This window comes from Stenotrophomonas sp. AN71, assembly GCF_050435725.1.
Taxonomy (GTDB): domain Bacteria; phylum Pseudomonadota; class Gammaproteobacteria; order Xanthomonadales; family Xanthomonadaceae; genus Stenotrophomonas.
Window position 1 is genome coordinate 20,394 of record NZ_JBNDKU010000005.1, and the last position, 14,507, is coordinate 34,900.

Sequence of the window (14,507 nt, forward strand, 5' to 3'; positions counted from 1 at the left end):
ATCGTCAATGCCACTTGATGAAGTCGTGAAGCCACGGTGGAGCCCTCGTCAGCGCACGGCGGTCCGCGGGAACTCATCCCGCTGTGGTGCCTCCTCGTCCAGCAGGCGGGTGAATTCGTCCGAAGGCAGCGCCTGCGAGATCAGGAAGCCCTGCACCTGGTTGCAACCCAGCTGGCGCAGTGCAGCCAGATCGGCATCGCTTTCCACGCCTTCGGCGACGATCGTCAGGCCCAGCTGGTTGGCCAGCGCAATCACCGTCGACAACGTCAGGTGCAGCGCCGGGTCGCGGGCGCAGCCACTGACCAGCGCACGGTCGATCTTGACCTCGGTGAAGGGGGTGTTGACCAGGTTGTGGACCGAGCTCAAGCCCTGCCCGAAGTCGTCCTGGGCCAGACCGAAGCCCTTCATGCGCAGGCGGCAGGCACCGGCATAGAAATCACTGACGTGCCGCGTGGTGCTGTTTTCCATCAGTTCGAAGCAGAGTTCGCCCGGCGTGCCGCCCAGGGCCAACGTCATCGCCAGCAGCTCGTCGGGAAGGTCGGACTGCTCCAGCAGGTGCGGCGGCAGGTTGATCGATACCGGTACCCGGAACCCCTGTCTGCGCCAATGCGTCTGCGCGCGGATGCTGGCCTTTAGCATCATCCGCAACAGCTCGCCTTCCAGTCCGTAGTGGCAGATCGCGGGCAGGAAGCTGCCGGCGGCCAACGTACCGAGCTGTGGGTGACGCCAGCGCACCAGTGCCTCGGCGGCCACGACCCGCCCGGACTGCAGGGACTTCTTCGGCTGGAACCAGGCCGTGAGACTGCCGTCAGCCATGGCCTGGCGCAGTTGCGATGCATCGGGTTCGGGGAGCACCGTCGTGCGCGTCGGCGCTGCACCGGGCAGGGGGCGTGCCTGCGCCAGCGCCTCGAACAGGGCATCCACGTCGGCGGTCGCCACCGGCTTGGGCAACAGGCCGATCACATCCAACCCCAGCGATTCAGCCATCAACCGCGCCGAAGTCATCATCCGCCGCGGCGCCGCGCTGACCACGGCGAGGCGTGGCGGACGCGGCTGCGCGGCCAGCGCCTGGATGAACTGGATGCCGTCCTGCCCCGGCATCAGCAGGTCGCTGACCACCAGGTCGTAGGACTGGCAGGCACACAACGCGATGGCCGCCTCCACATCCCCGCAGGCGTCGACCTGCACGCCGGCGCGGGTGCCGAACAGGTTGGCGAGGAAGCCACGCTGGAATGGCTGGTCTTCCAGGATCAGGATGCGCTGGGTCATGCGGGGTCTCCTTGGCGCAGGGAGGCGAGTGCCTTGCGCAGGCGGGCGATGTCGATGGGTTTGCTCAGGTAGCCCTGCATGCCACTGGCCACGCAGCGCTCGCGCTCTTCGGCAGTGGCATTGGCGGTGGCGCCGACCACCGGTACCGGGTTGCCGTCGTCGCGCAGCTGCCGCGCCAGCGCATGGCCATCCATGCGCGGCATGTTGATGTCGGTGACCACCAGGTCGAAGGTGCGCTCGCGGCAGCACTGCAATGCTTCCACACCGTCCTGCGCCAGCTCTACGTCACAGCCCAGGGTTCGCAGCTGCTCGGCCAGGATCACCCGGTTGATCGGATTGTCCTCGACGGCCAGTACGCGCAGGCCCAGTGCCATCGGTGGCGCCACGCGGGCCGCCTCTGGTAGTGCCGCCCGCTGCTGTTGCACGCTGGCCAGCGCAGCGCCGATCGCAGCCATGCTGTGCAGGGTCACCAGCAGGCTGCCATCGGTGTCGGCAGTGGGCGGGTCACCACCCTCGATCGACGCCACCACGCGCGGGCCCGACCAGGCCAGCGGCGTCGCGGCTTCGGCGTCCATCAGGATCGTGCCGTCATGGTCGAACAGGGTCGGATCGCCCTGCAGGGCCTGCGCATTGGCACCCCAGCGCCGCAGCCAGCCGCAGGCACTGTCGACCAGTTCGCGGTCGCGGCCGCGCACCAGGATCGGCGGCTCCGGCTGCAGCGCAGGGCCATCCTCGGCGCTGGCCAGCACCGGCAACGGCAGGCGCACGCTGAAGCTGCTACCCAGCCCGGGCTCGCTGACCACCTGCAGTTCGCCGCTCATCAGGCGCACCAGGCGGTCGCTGATGGACAAGCCCAGGCCCGTGCCCTGCGCACTGGCCGCGCCGCGGATCTGGCGGAACGGCTCGAACAGCCGCCCCTGTTCCTCGGCGGCGATACCCACGCCGGTATCGGTGACCTGCCAGCCCAGTACGCTCGATTCGCCTTCGCGCTGCACCTGGCGCACGCGCAGCACGACCCGCCCATGCTCGGTGAACTTGATCGCGTTGCTGAGCAGGTTGCCGAGCACCTGCCGGATACGGTCGGCATCACCGAGCACGCGTGTCGGCAGACACGGGTCCGTGCAGACCAGGATCTGCAGCCCCTTGCAGGTGGCCGACGCGGCGAAGCTGCGCAGCACGCTTTCGGTCAGTTCGCGTGGCGAGAACGCCGCCGGTTCCAGGCTGAGCTGGCCCGATTCGATCTTGGAAACATCCAGCACGTCGCTGATCAGCTGCAGCAGCACCGACGAGGAACTCTCGATGGTGCGCAGGTACTGCGACTGCCGCGCATCCAGGACGGTGTGGCCGAGCAGTTCAAGCGTGCCCAGCACGCCGTACAGCGGCGTGCGGATCTCGTGGCTCATGGTCGCCAGGAACGCGCTCTTGGCCTGGTTGGCCGCATCGGCCGCCTGACGCGCCGATGACAGCGCGGCCTGGGCCTGTCGATGCCGCGAGATGTCATGGAAGACACACAGCAGCACGTCATCACCCTGGTAGCGACAGGCGGCGTGCAGCACCTGCAGCTGGCGGCCGTCGCGCGTGGTGAATTCCAGTCCGCGGCCGCGCTCGCCGGCATGCCCGCGCCAGGGCGCCTGCCAGTCGCTGTGTTCGCCTTCTTCGCCGAGCCAGTCGCGCAGCAGTTGGTTGCAAAGCAGCAGCTGGCGGTCGCTGCGGCGCAGGACACAGATGCCGGCCGGCGCCATGTCGATCACCGTCGCGCTGAAATCCAGGTTCTCCAGCAGGCGCCGATGCTGCTGCAGTGCTGGCTGGATCAGTTGGCGATCCACACGGTGCCGCAGCAGGCGCAGGGCGACGCCGGCCAGCAGCAGCAACAGGCCGCAGATCAGCATCGGAACCGCCAGGTCACCCAGCAGAAGCGGTGGCGGCAGATGGTAGACCAGTCGCCAGCCATCGTTGCCCACCCCTTTCACCAGCGCCACGCCACGCGGCAGCCCGCCGCTCCACAGCATGCCGAAGCTGTCGTCCTGGTGTTGCTGCAGGGTTTTCCAGCCCGCACTGTCCAGTCGTGGTGCCTGGCTGGACAGTGCAGGTTGTCCTGCGCGATCAAGCAACGCGTAGCCGCCGATGCCCTGGCCATTGATCACGCTTGCCGCTGCGGCACTGTCGAGCAGCAGCAACAGCCATTGCGTCGGCTGCGGGCCAGCCTGCACCGGCTGCGCCAGCGCAACCCCCGTGTCGCCCGGTCGCAGCCAGTACACCGGATCAGGCCCGTCAAGGCTGCCGCTGCGTGTCTGCAATGCACGCAGCGACGGCAGCTGTGCCGGGTCGACGTCGACCTCGCCGCCAGCCAGCCCGTGCACGCCTTCGGCATCCACCAGCAACAGGCGGGTCTGCAGCACCTGCAGCGTCTGCTCGGCGCGCGCCGACAGCAGCAGCTTCCGGCCCGCCCGGCCACCGGGGCCATCCAGTGGCACCTGGCGCATGCCTTCACTGTCGGCGGCGGGCGCGGCAGGATCGCCGCTCACCACCGAGTCGCCCAGATAGCGCAGCAGGGCTTCACGCTGGTCGAAGTAGATCTGCGCTTTGTAGGCCGCCGCGTTCATCTCGCGCCGGTGGGTAGAGATGTCCTCGGTGAACGCCGCAAGCAGGTAGAAGCCGGCGGCGGCCGAAAGGCAGATGAACACGCATACGGTCAGGCAGCGCAGCAGCACCGACGCGGTGGTCGGTGGCACGGTCTGTTGGAACGTTGGGCGGGGAACCTGGAACATGCGGCGATGCTAGGGAGCAACACGGACGACGCGGAATCAGCTGTTTCCTAAAATCCCCGGCAGCCCCGCCCCGGCCAACCCTGCACGCAGGGGCCATTCAGGCGAAAGAAAAAAAAGCCCCCGCCGAAGCGGGGGCTCCTGTATCGGCAGTGGCGGATCGCGTTACAGCGCGCTGCCGCCGAACTTGTGGGTGTACTGCAGGTTGATCGTGCGGCCGACGCTGTCGAACCAGGACACGTCGTAGTACGGGTAAGCCGTATAGGTCGGGTCCTTCGGCGGCATCTTGTTGAACACGTTGACCACCGACAGCGACAGGCGCGAGTGGTCATCGAAGCGGTACTGCAGCGATGCGTTGTAGCGATAGGTGGCCTTCACGTACGGGCTGGCACCACTGTCCCAGTTGAACACCTGGTCATAGCTGTCCGAGGTCGGCAGCTTGCCCAGGCGCGAGCCGTACACCGTGGCCGACCAGGCATCCTTCTCCCACGTCACGCTCAGGCTGGTCTTGGTACGCGGGATGTCGAAGCCGCTGTTGACCGCGAACTGGTCTTCGGTGCGATCGCCCGGGTAGCGCTGGAAATCATGCTTCTTCACCCAGGTGTGGGTGCCGTTGAAGATGAAATCACCGACACCGGTCTGCAGGCGGTAGCGCAGGCCGACGTCGATGCCGGAAGTCGACTCGCGGGCGACGTTGATCGGCTCCACGCGCACGCCGTACAGGCGGCCGTCGTTGCTGCGGGTGATGCGGCTGAGCGCATCCACGCAGGTCGGTGAATTGATGTCCGCGCTGCCCAGGCGGCAGTTCGCCTCGTTGGCCAGGATCGTGCGCACGTCCATGTCCTGCACCTGGTTGCGCATGTCGATGTCGAACCAGTCCACCGACAGGTCCAGGCCGATGGCTGGCGACCAGACGAAGCCGGCACTCCATGAGGTGCTGGTCTCCGGGTTGAGCTGGCGGTTGCCGGTGCGGCTGCGGATCAGGTTGCGCTCGTAGTCGGCACAGTCGGTGGCGCCGTCGGCGCGGCAGCTGTACAGGTCTTCGGCGGTGGTCTCATCGTTGCCCGGGCCGGCGAACACGTAATGCAGGTCCGGCGCACGGAACGCGGTTCCGTACGAGCCGCGTACCAGCAGGGTGTCGATCGGGCGCCATTCCAGGCCGCCGCTCCAGGTCGCCTTGCCGATGGTATGGCCGGAATAGCGGTACTGGTCGTAGCGGCCAGCCACGCTCAGGTTGACCGTGTCATGCAGCGGCATGCGCAGCTCGGCAGCGGTGGCCCAGCGGTTGCGCGAACCGTTGCCGTCCGAATCCTTCCAGCTGTAGTAGTAGTACTGGGTCGCCAGCGGATCGGGGTTCAACGAGTAGGCCTGCTGGCCCACTTCGACGGTCGCGGCGAAGCCGGCGTCACCGCCGGGCAGGCCGAACAGCGCCGAGTTGGTCAGGGTGAAGGCCGCGGTTTCGGTACGCGACTTCGGGGTGTAGGTGGTACGCGCGGCGATCGAGTCGTACTCGGCACGGGTCAGCGGACGGTACAGGCGCGACGGGTCGGCGTTGTAGATCGGGAACCCGTCGTCATCCACGCCCAGCTGCGGCCCCAGGAACAGGTCATTGGCCTTGGAAGCGATGATCTGCGCCCAGCTGATCCGCGACTGGTACTGCGAATGGCTCAGTGCCGCTTCGTAGTCCCAGTTGCCGGTCAGGTTGCCCTTGAAACCGGTGGTCACGCTGAAGGTCTTCTGCGTGCTGCGCACCATGGCGTTGCGCAGGCCGCCCATTTCCTCGGGCGAGAACTGGCGCTGCCAGAACTCGATCTCGCCGGTGGCTTCGTTGTTGAAGTAGCCCGACTCATCACCGCTGGCGTCCATGCGGCCCCACTTGGTGACATCGCGCATCAGCGACATCGTGTGGTAGCCCAGCTGCACGTCGGCGAACCACTGCTGTCCATTGTCGAAGTCGTAGCTCAGCGACGCGTAGCCGTTGGCGCCGCGGCGCTTGCTGAGGATGGTGCCGTAGCCGATCGACGCGTCGCTGCCGCAGTAGTAGCCGTACTTCGGACGGAACGCGCGGTAGGTGCTGCCCTGGTTCTGCCCGGACAGGGCCTCACAGGTGGCGGCGCCCGGGTCCAGGTAGTCATCGTTGTAGTCGGTGCGCAGGTAGCTGCGGCGCGCGATGCGCGAACCCTCGGTGGGGCCGTCCTGGGTCGAATCCTGCCGGTCGCGCTCATAGGCCCACAGCGGCGTCTGCGACTGCAGTTCGACGCTGTACACGGCGTTGAAGTTGCCGTGGCTGAAGCCGCTGGCGATGCTCATGTCGAACGACTCGCCACCGCCTTCGGTGGTGGTGCCCATGCGCATGTCCACGGTGGTGCCGTCGGCCTTCTTCTTCAGGATGAAGTTGACCACGCCGGCGATCGCGTCCGAGCCATAGATGGCCGAGGCGCTGCCGGTCAGCACTTCGATGCGCTCGATCATGCCCAGCGGGATGTTGGAGACGTCGGTGAAGTTGCTGCGGCCCTTGAACGGCATCGGGAAGTCGGCGATACGGCGGCCGTTGACCAGCACCAGCGTGTGGTTCGGGCCGAGCCCGCGCAGGTCCACCTGCTGTGCGCCGGGCGAGAAGTCAGCGCCGCTGGAGGACTGCTGGCTCTGCGTCTCACCGCCGTTCTGGGTCATCGCGCGCAGCACGTCGGGCACGCTGGTGAAACCACTGGAGCGGATCTGTTCGGCGCTGATCACCGTGATCGGGGCGGGGCCTTCCACCTGGGCGCGGGGAATGCGCGAACCGGTGACCTGCACCGCATCCAGTTGTTGCACCGAAGAGGAAGCCGGAGCCTGGGCCGCCGCGGAAGCAGCCACGCCCATCAACGCCAGCTGGATCGACCACGCCATCGCCTTTCTACGCATGAGGAATTCTCGGAAATGAAGCCGGCCCGCAGAGGAGGGGCCCTGTCCCCCATTCAGATTTCCGGAATGGGCGCGCGCATTTAACGCCTTTTTTATGTCCTTGACTACTGGGTTTCTATCTGGCAAAGAGTGAAAACGGTTGCAAGTCGATTTTGTTCAGGGAGATCAAGATGCGGCGCCTCCATCGAACCCTGCGTACCCGGTTGGCCTGGCTGGCGCTGCTGGTGCTGGTCTGGCCGTTGGCCACGCCTGCACAGGACCTGCAGGGCCCGGGCTTCGCCTATTACGAAGTCGGTGATCTGGAGGCCCCGCGCCCTGGTCCGCGCGCTCCGGCGATGATGCTGATGGGCGGTGGCGAGTGGGTGCCAGAGGCTTTCCAGTGGTGGCTGAAGCAGGCCGGCAACGGCCGCGTGCTGATCCTGCGTGCATCCGGCAGTGATGAGCTGCAGGATCGGCTGTACCGTGAGATCGGTGGCACTACCGCGGTACAGACCCTGGTCTTCGACAGCCGCCGGGGCGCGGATGACCCGGCCGTGCTGCGGGTGGTGGCGGCGGCCGATGCCATCTTCATCGCCGGCGGTGACCAGTCGCGCTACATCCGCTTCTGGAAAGGGACCGCGCTCAACCGGGCGCTCAATGCCCATGTGCGTGCCGACAAGCCGATTGCCGGCACCAGCGCCGGGCTGGCCATCCTCGGCGGTTATGCCTATGGCGCGCTGGATGGCGGCAGCATCACCTCCGCCGGCGCGCTGGCAGATCCGATGGGCAGCGCAGTCACCCTCGACAGCGGATTCCTGCAGATGCCGTACCTGCAGCGCGTGGTCACCGACACCCACTTCGACAAACGCGACCGGCTCGGCCGCCTGATCGTGTTCGTCGCGCGCGCTGCACAGGACAGTGGTGACCCGGACATCGTCGGTATCGGCGTCGACGAGGACACCGCCTTGTGCGTGGAGCCTGATGGCCAGGCCCAGGTCTACAGTGCCGACGGCGAAGGCAAGGTCTGGGTGGTCAGTCCCGGCCGTGACGCCGACCGGCTGGTTGAAGGCGAACCGCTGCGTTTCCATGCCGTGCCGGTGACCGTGGTTGCCAGTGGCAGCCGCATGCGGCTCGATGATTTCCAGGCCGAGGTCGACTACCAGGCCATGGCCGATATCAGCGACGGCGAGATGGAAGTCGTCCGGCAATGATCTTCCACGGGGGGTAGTGCCGGCCGCTGGCCGGCAGCCCGCTTGCCCTGACGTGACCCTTGCCGGCCAGCGGCCGGCACTACCCGCGCAATCCCTTCACCAACCTGCTGGAGACGTACCCGATGAAATTGCGCCTGGCCCTGTCCGCGCTGCTGTCCCTGCCCCTGCTCGCCCACGCCGTGCCGGCCAGCACGCCGCTGCTGGTCATCCATGGCGGCGCCGGTGTCGAGCGCAAGGACCTGTCGCCCGCTGAAGAGAAGGCGGCGCGTGAAGCACTGCGTGCCGCCCTGTTGAAGGGGCATGCCGAACTGGCCGCGGGTCGGCCGGCGCTGGCGGCGGTGACCGCGGCGATCACCGTGCTCGAGGACGATCCGACCTTCAACGCCGGCAAGGGCGCGGTGTTCACCCACGATGGTCACAACGAACTGGACGCGGCGGTGATGGACGGGGTGACCCAGGCCGCCGGCGCGGTGGCCGGTGTGCAGCGGGTGCGCAATCCGATCCTGCTGGCGCAGACGGTGATGCAGAAGTCCAGGCACGTGATGATGGTCGGGCAGGGCGCCGAGGCCTTTGCGGTGGAGCAGGGCATGACGCTGGTCGATCCGGCCTACTTCCGTACCGACAAGCGCTGGCAGCAGCTGCAGCGTGCCCTGAAGGAAGAGGCCAACGGCCAGGCACATGCCGACCTGGAGACCGCCAGGCACTTCGGAACGGTCGGAGCGGTCGCGCTGGATGCGCAGGGGCATCTCGCGGCGGGCACCTCCACCGGCGGCATGACCAACAAGCGCTATGGCCGGGTCGGTGATTCGCCGATCATCGGCGCGGGCACCTGGGCCGACGCACGCTGTGCGGTGTCGGGTACCGGTTGGGGCGAGTACTACATCCGCACCGCTGCCGCGCACGAGATCTGCGCACGCATGCGCTACCTGGGACAGACCCCGGAGCAGGCCGGGCGGGGCGTCATCAACGAGACGATCCCGAAGATGGGCGGCGACGGGGGGGCGATCGTGCTTGCTGCCGACGGAAAAATGGCCACGCCGTTCAACACCCAGGGCATGTATCGGGGATGGATCGGGGGCGATGGTGTTCCCCATGTCGCGATCTTCGCTGACGAGCCGCTGCCGCTTCCCGGTCAATAACCTTGCGTATCAATGGGTTTGCGACGCATGTGAAAAAAAGTGAAAAAAAGCGTTGACAGACCCCCGCTTCATCTCCAGAATTGCGGGCTCACCACCACACACCGCAACGCTTCGGCGGCACGGAATGGGGTGGTAAGGAGGGATACCCAAGCGGCCAACGGGGGCAGACTGTAAATCTGCTGGCTTACGCCTTCGGTGGTTCGAATCCACCTCCCTCCACCAGTTTCACGTTGTGACATTCCCGGCGCGGGAGTAGTTCAATGGTAGAACCTCAGCCTTCCAAGCTGATGGTGCGGGTTCGATTCCCGTCTCCCGCTCCATTGAATGAACTTTGAATCTTATCGAGTTCATGTCATAATGCAAAACTCGGCTCACGTAGCTCAGTCGGTAGAGCACTTCCTTGGTAAGGAAGAGGTCGAAGGTTCGATTCCTTTCGTGAGCACCATCTTAAGCATCACCTCTCAGACGAATTCGAGATAAGCAGCCATGGCCAAGGGTAAGTTCGAGCGCACCAAGCCGCACGTCAACGTCGGCACCATCGGTCACGTCGACCACGGCAAGACCACGCTGACCGCTGCGCTGACCAAGATCGGCGCTGAGCGCTTCGGTGGCGAGTTCAAGGATTACTCCGCGATCGACGCTGCTCCGGAAGAGAAGGCTCGTGGTATCACGATCTCGACCGCACACGTCGAATACGAATCCCCGAACCGTCACTACGCCCACGTTGACTGCCCGGGCCATGCTGACTACGTCAAGAACATGATCACCGGTGCCGCCCAGATGGACGGCGCGATCCTGGTGTGCTCGGCCGCTGACGGCCCGATGCCGCAGACCCGCGAGCACATCCTGCTGTCGCGTCAGGTCGGCGTGCCGTACATCGTCGTGTTCCTGAACAAGGCCGACATGGTTGACGACGCCGAGCTGCTCGAGCTGGTGGAGATGGAAGTCCGTGAACTGCTGAGCAAGTACGAGTTCCCGGGCGACGACACCCCGATCATTGCCGGTTCGGCCCGTCTGGCGCTGGAAGGCGATCAGAGCGACATCGGCGTGCCGGCGATCATCAAGCTGGTCGAGGCGCTGGACACCTGGATTCCGGAGCCGGAGCGCGCGATCGACAAGCCGTTCCTGATGCCGGTGGAAGACGTGTTCTCGATCTCGGGCCGCGGCACCGTGGTGACCGGTCGTATCGAGCGCGGCATCATCAAGGTCGGCGACGAAATCGAAATCGTCGGTATCCGTCCGGTGCAGAAGACCACCGTGACCGGCGTTGAAATGTTCCGCAAGCTGCTGGACCAGGGTCAGGCAGGCGACAACGCTGGCCTGCTGCTGCGCGGCACCAAGCGTGACGACGTCGAGCGTGGCCAGGTTCTGGCCAAGCCGGGTTCGATCAAGCCGCACACCAAGTTCGAAGGCGAAGTGTACGTGCTGTCGAAGGATGAGGGCGGCCGTCACACCCCGTTCTTCAACGGCTATCGTCCGCAGTTCTACTTCCGCACCACCGACATCACCGGCGCAGCTTCGCTGCCGGAAGGCGTCGAAATGGTGATGCCGGGTGACAACGTCAAGATGGTCGTCACCCTGATCAACCCGGTGGCAATGGACGAAGGCCTGCGCTTCGCCATCCGCGAAGGCGGCCGTACCGTCGGCGCCGGCGTGGTCTCGAAGATCATCGAGTAAGCCTGCAGTGCCGGCGGTTGCATAGCACTGCCGGTTACGCGAATGGCGGGCCGGGAACCTCGGTCCGCCTTCGCCGTCTAAGGGAAGGCAAGTTTCAACACGTACGCCAGTAGCTCAATTGGCAGAGCAGCGGTCTCCAAAACCGCAGGTTGGGGGTTCGAGTCCCTCCTGGCGTGCCATCTGCCCACCTTATCCAGCGGCCTGGGCCGCTAAAGCAGACACAGCCGGATGAATAGCAAGATCGAACACTCCAAGGACAACTCCGCCAACGGCGGGGATATCGTCAAGTATGTCGCTGCATCGTTGCTGGTGCTGGCGGGTCTGTTCGTCTGGTTCTGGTTCTCTGCCGACTCCGGTCGCGCCGCCCAGCTGGGTGCGTGGGCGGGTCAGCTGCGTGCGTTGGCGGTTGTGGTCGGTCTGGTTGGCGGCATCGGCGTGTTCATGCTGACCGGCAAGGGGCGCGACACCCGCGATTTCCTCTCCGAGTCGCGCTTCGAACTGCGCAAGGTGGTCTGGCCGACGCGCCAGGAAGCCATCCGCATGACGTGGGTCGTGATTGTCGTGGTGCTCATCCTCAGCCTGCTGCTGGGTGGCTTCGACTTCCTGATCCAGAAACTGACTCAGTGGTTCCTGAGCCGCTAAGGAGAATTGCATGAAGCGTTGGTACGTCGTTCACGCCTATTCGGGCTTCGAGAAGTCGGTGGCGCAGGCTCTGCGCGATCGCATCGTCCGTGACGGCATGGAAGAGCGCTTCGGCGACGTCCTGGTCCCGACCGAAGAAGTGGTCGAGATGCGCGCTGGCCAGAAGCGCCGCTCCGAGCGCAAGTTCTTCCCGGGTTACGTGCTGGTCCAGATCGAGACCCACGAAGAAGCCGGTATTCCGCGCATCGACAATGAAAGCTGGCACCTGGTCAAGGAAACCCCGCGCGTGATGGGCTTCATCGGCGGTACCGCTGATCGCCCGCTGCCGATCGCCGATTCCGAGGCCGAGGCCATCCTGAACCGCGTTCAGGAAGGTGTCGAGAAGCCGCGCCCGAAGGTGCTGTTCGAGCCGGGCCAGATGGTCCGCGTCACCGATGGCCCGTTCAACGATTTCAATGGCGTTGTCGAAGAAGTCAACTACGAGAAGAGCCGTCTGCGCGTCTCGGTGCTGATCTTCGGCCGTGCCACGCCGGTCGAGCTCGAGTTCGGGCAGGTCGAAAAGGCCGTCTGACCGGTTGATAGAGCCGAGCAAGCTCGACTCTACAAGGGGAACCGGGCGCTGCCCGGTTTCTTCCGTTTACCTGCCGCTTCAGGCATGTGAAGAAAAAACCTGATATAGTGCGCGGCTCCCCGCTGGGAAGCCAGCAGGACGAGGCCACCGCAAGGTGGCCTTCGGCATGATTTCAAAACGCGATGCCGGGACGCGTGATTCCCGGTCCGATGGGGAGCCTGTTGTCGAAAGGCGCTAGCACCCGGAGAGCATACTCATGGCAAAGAAAGTTGTCGGTTACATCAAGCTGCAGGTGAAGGCCGGTCAGGCCAACCCCTCGCCGCCGGTCGGTCCTGCGCTGGGTCAGCGCGGCCTGAACATCATGGAATTCTGCAAGGCGTTCAACGCTGCCACGCAGAAGCTCGAGCCGGGTCTGCCGGTTCCGGTGATCATCACGGCCTACTCGGACCGTACGTTCACCTTCATCACCAAGAGCACCCCGGCTACCACCCTGCTGAAGAAGGCCGCTGGCATCTCGTCGGGCTCCAAGCGCCCGAACACCGAGAAGGTCGGCAAGGTCACCCGTAAGCAGCTGGAAGAGATCGCCAAGGCGAAGGAGCCGGATCTGACTGCCGCCGACCTGGACGCCGCCGTGCGTACCATCGCTGGCTCTGCCCGTTCCATGGGCCTCGTGGTGGAGGGTTAATAAGATGGCACAGAACAAGCGTGAGAAGGCCATCAAGGCCGCCGTCGTTCCGGGCAAGGCGTACGCCTTCGAGGACGCGATCAACATCCTGAAGACCGCCACCAAGGCCAAGTTCGTCGAGTCGATCGACGTTGCCGTGCGCCTGGGCGTCGATGCGAAGAAGTCCGACCAGCAGGTCCGTGGCTCCACCGTGCTGCCGGCAGGTACCGGCAAGTCGGTCCGCGTCGCCGTGTTCGCTCCGGCCGGTGCCAAGGCTGACGAAGCCCTGGCCGCTGGTGCCGAAGCCGTCGGTATGGACGATCTGGCCGAGAAGATGCAGGCCGGCGACCTGAACTACGACGTCGTCATCGCGACCCCGGACGCCATGCGCGTCGTCGGTAAGCTGGGCACCGTGCTGGGCCCGCGCGGCCTGATGCCGAACCCGAAGGTCGGCACCGTTTCCCCGAACCCGGGCGAAGCCGTGAAGAACGCCAAGTCGGGTCAGGTCCGTTACCGCACCGACAAGGCCGGCATCATCCACTGCACCATCGGCAAGGCCGACTTCGCCGAAGATGCGCTGAAGTCGAACCTGACCGCGCTGCTGCTGGACCTGATCAAGGCCAAGCCGGCCACCTCGAAGGGCACCTACCTGCAGAAGGTTTCGGTCAGCTCGACGATGGGCCCGGGCGTCACCGTCGACCAGTCGTCGCTGACCCTGAAGTAATTGTTTCAAGCGGTCACGGTGCCTCCGGTGCCGTGATCGTGACATTTGAAGGCATCGCGGACAGTCCATCGCCCGCGGTAGCCGTCAAAGACCGCAGGCGCGGTCGTGGCAGTACCGGCGACGGGCACGGAAGCTCGATCTGGCAAGGAGTCGCCGCCGGAACCGTCATGAGCGCTTAATCGATTCCCCGGAATCACCCTGCGTAGATGGTGCCCTTCTGGAGTTTTTCTGGTTCACGCACGTCTGGGTTTCCCAGGTTGGCCCACTCCAGGTCTAGAACGGCCCACCCCCGGAACATCATCCCGATGTTCCCGGCGTCCAGGACGGATGCTGCACAGGACCGCACACGGCAGGAGCCGTAAGCGGAGTTCAATTGGAGGAGTGCAATGGCTCTCAATCTGTCCCAGAAGCAAGAAGTAGTCGCGGAGCTGGCAGACATCGCCGCCAAGGCCCACTCCTTGATCGCAGCCGAATACGCTGGCACCACGGTCGCTCAGATGACCGCGATGCGTAAGCAGGCTCGTGAAACCGGTGTTTTCTTGAAGGTTGTCAAGAACACCCTGGCTTCGCGTGCTGTTGAAGGCACCGAGTTCGCAGTCGCTCAGGACCAGATGGTTGGTCCGCTGCTGTACGCGTTCTCGCTTGAGGAGCCCGGCGCTGCCGGTCGCCTGATCAAGGAAGCCGCCAAGGGCAACGACAAGCTGAAGGCCAAGGTCGTCGCCATCGGTGGTGAAGTGTTCCCGGCGAGCCACGTCGAGGTTCTGGCATCGCTGCCGACCCGCGACCAGGCCCTGGCAATGCTGGCACGCGTCCTGACCGAGCCGGTCACGATGTTCGCCCGCGCCATCAAGGCAATCGGCGACAAGCAGAATGGTGGCGACGTCGTCGCCGACGCTGCTGAACCGGCCGCCGAGACCGCCTGAGTTTCGACTAATCGTGGTTCCTGACGGAACCTCAACCCA

Annotated in this window: 11 protein-coding genes and 4 tRNA genes; 12 read left to right on the forward strand and 3 right to left on the reverse strand. The window is 65.4% G+C overall.

The annotated features are described in order from the left end of the window. Positions 1-48: 48 nt before the first annotated feature. From ABH900_RS09660 to ABH900_RS09670, 3 genes are all read right to left on the reverse strand, one after another. Positions 49-1,269, reverse strand: coding sequence for an EAL domain-containing response regulator (locus tag ABH900_RS09660; RefSeq protein WP_429622678.1), 1,221 nt, complete (start codon positions 1,267-1,269; stop codon positions 49-51). After that, entirely contained in the window at positions 1,266-4,037 is a 2,772-nt protein-coding gene (locus ABH900_RS09665; RefSeq protein WP_429622679.1) for a response regulator, read from the reverse strand. The genes ABH900_RS09660 and ABH900_RS09665 overlap by 4 nt, the downstream gene beginning before the upstream one ends. A gap of 162 nt (positions 4,038-4,199) precedes the next feature. After that, positions 4,200-6,938: a TonB-dependent receptor plug domain-containing protein gene (locus tag ABH900_RS09670; RefSeq protein WP_429622680.1), complete on the reverse strand. Its 2,739-nt coding sequence runs from the start codon at positions 6,936-6,938 to the stop codon at positions 4,200-4,202. 170 nt (positions 6,939-7,108) lie between these two features. Between ABH900_RS09670 and ABH900_RS09675 the strand changes: the two genes are divergently transcribed. The 12 genes from ABH900_RS09675 to rplJ all read left to right on the forward strand — a co-directional run bounded on the left by ABH900_RS09675 (position 7,109) and on the right by rplJ (position 14,468). Continuing rightward, on the forward strand, positions 7,109-8,128 hold the full coding sequence (locus ABH900_RS09675; RefSeq protein ID WP_429622681.1) for a cyanophycinase: 1,020 nt from the start codon (positions 7,109-7,111) through the stop codon (positions 8,126-8,128). A 122-nt stretch (positions 8,129-8,250) separates the two neighbouring features. Further along, positions 8,251-9,267 carry an isoaspartyl peptidase/L-asparaginase family protein gene (locus tag ABH900_RS09680; protein ID WP_429622682.1) on the forward strand — a complete coding sequence of 339 codons (1,017 nt, stop codon included), beginning with the start codon at positions 8,251-8,253 and terminating at the stop codon, positions 9,265-9,267. A gap of 136 nt (positions 9,268-9,403) precedes the next feature. Further along, positions 9,404-9,489: transfer RNA gene (locus ABH900_RS09685), tRNA-Tyr, on the forward strand. Positions 9,490-9,513: 24 nt separating this feature from the next. Beyond that, positions 9,514-9,587, forward strand: a tRNA-Gly gene (locus ABH900_RS09690). A 49-nt stretch (positions 9,588-9,636) separates the two neighbouring features. After that, a tRNA-Thr gene (locus ABH900_RS09695) sits at positions 9,637-9,712 on the forward strand. A gap of 41 nt (positions 9,713-9,753) precedes the next feature. Continuing rightward, entirely contained in the window at positions 9,754-10,944 is a 1,191-nt protein-coding gene (gene tuf, locus ABH900_RS09700) for an elongation factor Tu (RefSeq protein ID WP_429622683.1), read from the forward strand. Between the two features lie 103 nt (positions 10,945-11,047). After that, a tRNA-Trp gene (locus ABH900_RS09705) sits at positions 11,048-11,123 on the forward strand. A gap of 49 nt (positions 11,124-11,172) precedes the next feature. Then, positions 11,173-11,586 carry a preprotein translocase subunit SecE gene (gene secE / locus ABH900_RS09710; protein ID WP_429622684.1) on the forward strand — a complete coding sequence of 138 codons (414 nt, stop codon included), beginning with the start codon at positions 11,173-11,175 and terminating at the stop codon, positions 11,584-11,586. 10 nt (positions 11,587-11,596) lie between these two features. Continuing rightward, on the forward strand, positions 11,597-12,157 hold the full coding sequence (gene nusG / locus ABH900_RS09715; protein WP_004154362.1) for a transcription termination/antitermination protein NusG: 561 nt from the start codon (positions 11,597-11,599) through the stop codon (positions 12,155-12,157). Between the two features lie 256 nt (positions 12,158-12,413). Beyond that, positions 12,414-12,842, forward strand: a complete 429-nt coding sequence (rplK, locus tag ABH900_RS09720; RefSeq protein ID WP_004145248.1) for a 50S ribosomal protein L11 — start codon at positions 12,414-12,416, stop codon at positions 12,840-12,842. A gap of 4 nt (positions 12,843-12,846) precedes the next feature. Next, entirely contained in the window at positions 12,847-13,545 is a 699-nt protein-coding gene (gene rplA, locus ABH900_RS09725) for a 50S ribosomal protein L1 (RefSeq protein ID WP_429622685.1), read from the forward strand. 386 nt (positions 13,546-13,931) lie between these two features. Then, on the forward strand, positions 13,932-14,468 hold the full coding sequence (rplJ, locus tag ABH900_RS09730) for a 50S ribosomal protein L10 (protein ID WP_429622686.1): 537 nt from the start codon (positions 13,932-13,934) through the stop codon (positions 14,466-14,468). Positions 14,469-14,507: the final 39 nt, after the last annotated feature.

Bases quoted from the DNA above. Each gene is read 5' to 3' on its own strand.
- nusG (WP_004154362.1), top strand. From the start codon at position 11,597: ATGAAGCGTTGGTACGTCGTTCACGCCTATTCGGGCTTCGAGAAGTCG.
- ABH900_RS09670 (WP_429622680.1), bottom strand. From the start codon at position 6,938: ATGCGTAGAAAGGCGATGGCGTGGTCGATCCAGCTGGCGTTGATGGGC.
- ABH900_RS09665 (WP_429622679.1), bottom strand. From the start codon at position 4,037: ATGTTCCAGGTTCCCCGCCCAACGTTCCAACAGACCGTGCCACCGACC.
- tuf (WP_429622683.1), top strand. From the start codon at position 9,754: ATGGCCAAGGGTAAGTTCGAGCGCACCAAGCCGCACGTCAACGTCGGC.
- ABH900_RS09675 (WP_429622681.1), top strand. From the start codon at position 7,109: ATGCGGCGCCTCCATCGAACCCTGCGTACCCGGTTGGCCTGGCTGGCG.
- secE (WP_429622684.1), top strand. From the start codon at position 11,173: ATGAATAGCAAGATCGAACACTCCAAGGACAACTCCGCCAACGGCGGG.
- rplK (WP_004145248.1), top strand. From the start codon at position 12,414: ATGGCAAAGAAAGTTGTCGGTTACATCAAGCTGCAGGTGAAGGCCGGT.
- rplJ (WP_429622686.1), top strand. From the start codon at position 13,932: ATGGCTCTCAATCTGTCCCAGAAGCAAGAAGTAGTCGCGGAGCTGGCA.
- ABH900_RS09680 (WP_429622682.1), top strand. From the start codon at position 8,251: ATGAAATTGCGCCTGGCCCTGTCCGCGCTGCTGTCCCTGCCCCTGCTC.
- rplA (WP_429622685.1), top strand. From the start codon at position 12,847: ATGGCACAGAACAAGCGTGAGAAGGCCATCAAGGCCGCCGTCGTTCCG.
- ABH900_RS09660 (WP_429622678.1), bottom strand. From the start codon at position 1,269: ATGACCCAGCGCATCCTGATCCTGGAAGACCAGCCATTCCAGCGTGGC.